This window comes from Pseudophaeobacter leonis, from assembly GCF_002087335.1.
Taxonomy (GTDB): domain Bacteria; phylum Pseudomonadota; class Alphaproteobacteria; order Rhodobacterales; family Rhodobacteraceae; genus Pseudophaeobacter; species Pseudophaeobacter leonis.
Window position 1 is genome coordinate 49554 of sequence record NZ_MWVJ01000003.1, and the last position, 6411, is coordinate 55964.

Below are 6411 nucleotides of genomic sequence, written 5' to 3' on the forward strand. Positions count from 1 at the left end.
ATGGCACGAAACGCAAGCTGGCGGTCTGTTCCGGTGTGACGGGAACCGGAACAAGGATTTGGTAGGCCCGAATCGTCTCCCTGTCGATGGCAGAGTGGCCAAGGTGACGCTGCGACGCAGCATGTGACGCAGGGTGCCTTTGCAGCGCTTTTGTCCAAATGCAGCAATCGGGCCCAAATCGCGTCGAATTCGGCCCGGTCTGGTCAGGCTGATCTGGTCTGGGGGCTCAGCGGTTGGCGCCGGGCACCCAAAGCACGTCTTTGGCGCCGTTGTCATTGGCCTGGCGCGAGGCGACAAAGAACCAGTCGGACAGACGGTTGAGATAGGTCACAACCACCGGGTTTATCGCTTCGACAGTGGCCAGTTCTGTTGTCAGGCGTTCGGCCCGGCGCGCCACGGTGCGGCAGACATGCAGATGGGCGGACAATCTGCTGCCCCCGGGCAACACAAAGCTGCGCAGAGCCGAGAGCTCTTTGTTCATGACATCAATTTCCGCTTCGAGCCGGTCCACCTGAGAGGCGATCACCCGCAGCGGGGGATAGTCCGCATCGGCGTCTTTCTCCATCTCCGGGCGGCAAAGATCGGCGCCAAGGTCAAACAGGTCGTTCTGGATGCGCGACAGGGCCGCGTCCATATCTTCTGGGGCCTCCAGGCGGGCGACACCGATAAAGGCGTTCAGCTCATCCGAGGTGCCATAGGCGTTGACGCGGGCGTCGTGTTTGGCGACGCGGGCCCCATTGCCCAGGGCAGTGTCTCCTTTGTCGCCCGTGCGGGTGTAGATTTTGTTCAGAAAAACCATGGATCACTGGCCTCCCTGGCTGCGAAAGTAGACATAGGCCACCAAAAGCACCACGGCGATGAACTGAAACAACAGCCGCATCCGCATCAGTTTGTTGGCGTATTTGGCATTGAAGGCGCCGCCTTTGGCAAAACCGCCAAGACCGAGAATCAAAACCACCACAACAGCGGCCATCGCCAGCACTGCGAGTAAATAAAGCGGATCACCCATTTGATGTCTTCCTTCTCGTTTTCATGCTGCAGGTCTAGCCGCTGCCAGAGGCCTTGGCGACAGGCAATTGCCTATCTGAGCCGGGCCAGGATGCGGTCAATTGACCGGGTTGTCAGCAGGCGACGCAGAATTGCCGCAACATGGGTTGGGGTGGTGACGCGGTAGCGCGGCCTGGGGCGCGGCGATTCGCAGGCATGGATCAGCTTGGCGGTCACAGCCGAGGCCGGCAGCTCGAACCGGTCCGGCCCGCTGCTCTCATATAGTCGTTTGAGCAGGGTTTTCTCATAGAGCGGCCGCAGGGCAGAGCTGCGCCAGTCTATCGAGCGCTCAAAATGCGGAATGGCGTTTTCGCGGAACTTTGAGGTCACGGGGCCCGGCTCAATCAAAATGACCTTGATGTCGGTGTCACAGAGCTCGACCCTGAGCGTATCAGACAGGCCTTCGATGGCGTATTTGGTGGCGACATAGGCGCCGCGCCAGGGAAAGGCGACAAACCCGAGGATAGACGAGTTCTGCACAATACGCCCATGCCCCTGGGCGCGCATCACCGGCAAAACCTGCCGGGTCAGCTCGTGCCAGCCAAACACATTGGTTTCAAAGATTTCGCGCAGCCCCTCGGTTGCCAGATCCTCAACCGCGCCGGGCAGCCCATGGGCGCCATTGTTGAACAGGGCGTCAAGGGTGCCACCGGTGGCCTCAAGCACCTCGGCCAGTCCAGAGGTGATGCTGCCCGCCTCGGTGTAGTCAATCCGGGGGCTGTCAAAGCCCTCAGCGCGCAGGCTCTCGCAGTCTTCTTCCTTGCGACAGGAGGCAAAGACCCGCCAGCCGCGCTCTCGCATGCTGCGTGCGGCGTCGAGACCGATCCCCGAAGAGCAGCCCGTGATCAGGATTGTTTTTTGCATCTGGTGACCCTGTTTGCTGATGGCCCAGCCCCAGGACCTGTTCAGAGGGTTATGACCGTTTCTTGCTCACCAGGGAAGCGGCAACCCAGCCGATTTTGTTGCCCTTGCGGGTGCGCAGCTGCAGCCAGCCGGTGCCGCTGTCCTCGAGAATCAACACCTCGTCTCCGGCCAGCAGCCGTGACATCACCGGGTAGATGGTGCCCGGACCCTGACGCATATTGACCCGAGAGGCGCGGATTTCACGGATGTCGAGATAGCTTTCGCTGGCGACGGCGGGTGTCGCCTCAGGAGAGGTGAGGTCGGCATTCTGCGCCAGCCCATCAGAGCCAAACTGCGTTGTCATGGCCTCCAGCCCGCCCTGGATCGAGTTCAGCTGCAGTGTGCCGGTCCCGGCGCCGGGGGCAAAGGCTGTGCCTGTGCCTTGCAGGGCGAGACCGGCGGAGGCGATTTGCGGCTGTCCTATTTGGGCCTGTGCAATTTTGGCCAGGGCGATGGCCTGACGGGATTCCGGGTCTGCTGCAGGGCGCGGAGCGGGGTCGGTCTGGATCAGCTGTGTGTCCACCAGAGAGGCAGCGCGGACTTTGGCCGTGCGTTGGAATTTCGTCGTCGTGGTCACAGGAAGCGAGGTCGACAGCTGCGCCTGCTGGTGTGTTGCCTCGACATGGCCTTCAGGGGCGGGGCGTTCGGGGGCTGTGAAATCGCGCCCGCCGCTCAACTCGTAAAATCCCCAGCCCAAAACGCAAAAGACACAATAACAAAGCGCGACATGGCGCATCCCCCGGGTAACAAATTCAGTAACGGCAATGAATGGCGGCAGGCCCAATAGAGCTGGAACACGGCATTGGACCACAACGGCAGCATATGAGCCGCCAAAACCTATATAAGTTACCTTAATATAGTCCGAAGCGGCTGAAAGCACAGGGGAGAGTGCTGCGGCTTCTCCCCTTTGGGCGGGATCTGCGAGCGATCTGTGCGCTATCTGTGCGAAATCCTGTGACAAGAATCTGTCAAACACTGGCCTGAAGTGGGCCTGAAGCGGCCTGAAGCGGGCCCGGAACGGGTCTGAAAGGCGCGGGAGGGGCCGCGCTCCGGGGCGCCTGTGTGGGCTGAGGGCTGCTGTGTGGCTGAAAGGTGCGGAAATGCGGGGCTGGGTGGTAAGATGGTGGATAAATCAGAACCATAGCTTTACCGCGGCATGTGGGGGAAGTATCACCAAAGCATGAACGACACCGTAGACAATCCCGATGCCCCGCTGCCGCAAAACGGCGAGATCCTGGAACCCCTGCGCCGCGCCATTGGCGAGCGCTACCTGACCTATGCGCTCAGCACGATCATGCACCGGGCGCTGCCGGATGCGCGGGATGGTCTGAAGCCGGTGCATCGGCGCATTCTTTACGCCATGAACCGCCTGCGTCTCGGCTCAACAGGTGGGTTTCTGAAATCGGCCAAAATCTCGGGCGATACCATGGGGGATTTCCACCCGCATGGCGACGCGGCCATTTATGATGCCATGGCGCGTCTGGCGCAGGACTTTAACGTGCGCTACCCGCTGGTCGACGGCCAGGGTAACTTTGGCAATATCGACGGCGATAACCCGGCGGCCTCGCGCTACACAGAAGCGCGCATGACCTTTGTCGCCGAGGCGATGCTGGAAGGGCTGAGCGAGGACGCGGTTGATTTTCGCGACAACTACGATGGCCGCCTGACGGAACCTGCGGTGCTGCCTGCGACCTTCCCCAATATACTGGCCAATGGCTCAACCGGGATTGCGGTGGGCATGGCAACAAATATCCCGCCGCATAATATTGCTGAACTGATTGATGCCTGTATCCATCTGATCAAGTCTCCAGGTGCCGATGATGACACCCTGCTGAAATACGTGCCGGGACCGGATTTCCCCACCGGCGGCATTATTGTTGAGCCGCGCGACAGTATCGCCAAGGCCTATCGCACCGGCCGGGGCTCGTTCCGTCTGCGCTGCAGCTATGAGGTCGAGGATCTGGGCCGGGGGCAGTGGCAGATCGTGGTCACAGAGATCCCTTATCAGGTGCAAAAGTCCAAGCTGATCGAGAAGATCGCTGAGCTGATCCAAACCAAAAAGGTGCCGATTCTTGCGGATATCCGCGATGAGTCAGCCGAAGACATCCGCATTGTGCTTGAGCCGAAGTCGAAAAATGTCGACCCGGATGTTCTGATGAACATGATGTATCGCAACTCAGACCTTGAGGTGCGCTTCAGTCTCAACATGAACGTGCTGATCGACGGGGTCACCCCCAAGGTCTGCTCGATGAAAGAAGTGCTGCGCGCCTTTCTGGATCATCGCCGGGACGTGCTGCAACGCCGCTCTGAATACCGCATGGCCAAGATCGACCACCGGCTCGAAGTGCTGGATGGCTTTATCATTGCCTTCCTCAATCTGGACCGGGTGATTGATATCATCCGCTATGATGACGACCCCAAGGCTGCCCTGATGCGGGAAAACTGGGATCTGGATCATCCGCGGGCCTTTGAGGAGAGTGACTATATCACGCCTGCCGCCGGAGAAGGTCAGCTGAGCGAAGTGCAGGCCGAGGCGATTCTCAACATGCGTCTGCGCTCTCTGCGTCGCCTCGAAGAGGTGGAGCTGACAAAGGAACGCGATGCGCTGCGCGACGAGCGCGCTGGGCTGGTAGAGTTGCTGGCCTCGGATGATCTGCAGTGGAGCAAGATCACCGGGCAGCTGCGCGAAACCAAAAAGCAATTTGGCAAGGACTACGAGGGGGGCGCCCGCCGTAGCCTTTTGCCGAGGCGGGAGAGGTTGAAGATGTGCCGCTGGAGGCGATGATCGACCGCGAGCCGATCACCGTTGTCTGCTCGCAAATGGGCTGGATTCGGGCGATGACCGGCCATATTGATCTGGCGCGTGAGTTGAAGTTCAAGGATGGCGACGGACCGCGCTTCATTTTCCACGCGGAAACCACCGACAGGCTGCTGGTCTTTGGCAGCAATGGCCGGTTCTACACTGTCAGCGCCGCCAACCTGCCTGGCGGGCGGGGCATGGGGGAACCGCTGCGTCTGATCGTCGATCTGCCCAACGAGGTGGAGATCGTCGATATCCTGATCCATAACCCCGAAGGGCGCCTGCTGGTGGCCTCCTCTGCGGGCAATGGCTTTATCTGCGCCGAAAAGGAAATCGTGGCGCAGACCCGCAGTGGCAAGCAGGTGTTGAACGTCAAAGACGACGACCGCGCCCAGATCTGTATCCCTGTCTCTGGCGACCATGTGGCGATTGTCTCGGAAAACGGCAAATTCCTGGTCTTCTCGCTTGAGGAAATGCCGGAACTCAGCCGCGGCAAGGGCGTGCGGCTGCAGAAATACAATATGGCGCGGGGCAAGCAGGGCTCGCTCGAACTCGATGGCGGCCTCAGCGACATCGTGACCTTCAACTGGGAGGATGGCATTTCCTGGGAGATGGGCGGGGGCAAGCCCCGCCACAGGCCGATCTCAGCCAGTGGCTGGGCAAGCGGGCCGGCATTGGCAAGCGTCCGCCCTATGGGTTCCCGCGCAACTATAAGTTCAAGTGATGGGGTGCCTTGAGTGTCACAGGGGTTTTTCGCCTATGATATGTGACTCTTGCGCCACCGAAGCCTGTAGCGCCCTCCATCCCGGTTTGCCGGCTGGGTGGCTTTGCTTTAACTGACAACAGAGCCAAACCTGTATTACTCTCCTATGAGGCCCTTGATGATCCGAATTCTTGCTCTTGTGGCCGCGATGGTCCTGCTTGCCGCCTGCGAAGAAACAAAAGTCAACGAGGCGCCCGAGGATTTGGGGGATTTCAAGATGCGGGTCTCCTTTGTCTATACCGACAAGGCGCTGCAATGGCCGCTGTCGCGGGCTGCCAAACCCTCTGAGTGGAATGAGCCGATTGAACGCGCCCTTGAGGCGCGCTTGGGGCGCTATAAGGGCGCTGGGAAATACGATGTGGCCATCACGCTCGAGGGCTTCTTGCTGGCCACGGGTGGCATTCCGGTGCTGGTGAACCCCAAAAGTGCCGCTGTGGTGAACGTGTTTGTTTATGATGTGACAACAAAGACCTATCTGGCCAAAGAGCACCAGATGAAGATCTTTGAGGACACCACCGGGGAAAGCGCCATCATCGGCTCTGGTTACAGCCGCACCAAGGAAGAGCAGATCGACGGGCTGGCGCTGCGGATCGTTGATGGGCTTGAGGAATATATGGCGGAACAACATGCAGAACTGGGGTGGTTCAGCGGCGGTGTTACGCCTGATGCCCCGGCAAAAGACGCGGCCCCTGCGGTCAAACCTGCCCCCTCTGAGGTGGCAGAGTAGTCACCGGCAGGCCAGCCTTGGCCGAAATCGCGGGTGTCAAGCAGGAACGTCTTGATTTTTGTTCTCAAAGGGAATATGCGGCGCGCGCAGAGGAAATCTTGGGTCGGTTGTCGGCCCTCTCTTTCAAAAGGGCGCCTAGAGAATGGCTAAGGAAAAGTTTGAACGTAATAA

General features: G+C 59.8%; 5 protein-coding genes and 1 pseudogene. 2 read left to right on the plus strand and 4 right to left on the minus strand.

Going from position 1 to position 6411, the window contains the following annotated elements:
* Positions 1-226: 226 nt before the first annotated feature.
* From B4968_RS01505 to B4968_RS01520, 4 genes are all read right to left on the minus strand, one after another.
* On the minus strand, positions 227-799 hold the full coding sequence (locus tag B4968_RS01505; RefSeq protein WP_083095999.1) for a cob(I)yrinic acid a,c-diamide adenosyltransferase: 573 nt from the start codon (positions 797-799) through the stop codon (positions 227-229).
* 3 nt (positions 800-802) lie between these two features.
* The gene (locus B4968_RS01510) at positions 803-1009 is read right to left on the minus strand and encodes a twin transmembrane helix small protein (RefSeq protein WP_083096001.1); all 207 of its coding nucleotides are present in this window, start codon (positions 1007-1009) and stop codon (positions 803-805) included.
* A gap of 71 nt (positions 1010-1080) precedes the next feature.
* Positions 1081-1911, minus strand: a complete 831-nt coding sequence (locus B4968_RS01515) for an SDR family NAD(P)-dependent oxidoreductase (protein WP_083096003.1) — start codon at positions 1909-1911, stop codon at positions 1081-1083.
* A gap of 49 nt (positions 1912-1960) precedes the next feature.
* On the minus strand, positions 1961-2626 hold the full coding sequence (locus tag B4968_RS01520) for an SH3 domain-containing protein (protein WP_161492543.1): 666 nt from the start codon (positions 2624-2626) through the stop codon (positions 1961-1963).
* Positions 2627-3130: 504 nt separating this feature from the next.
* Here B4968_RS01520 and parC point away from each other — a divergent pair.
* Both parC and B4968_RS01530 read left to right on the plus strand, forming a co-directional pair.
* Positions 3131-5474: pseudogene (gene parC / locus B4968_RS01525) on the plus strand (DNA topoisomerase IV subunit A).
* 157 nt (positions 5475-5631) lie between these two features.
* Positions 5632-6240 (plus strand): hypothetical protein, encoded by a 609-nt coding sequence (locus B4968_RS01530; RefSeq protein ID WP_083096007.1) that lies wholly within the window; start codon positions 5632-5634, stop codon positions 6238-6240.
* The last annotated feature ends 171 nt before the right edge of the window (positions 6241-6411 follow it).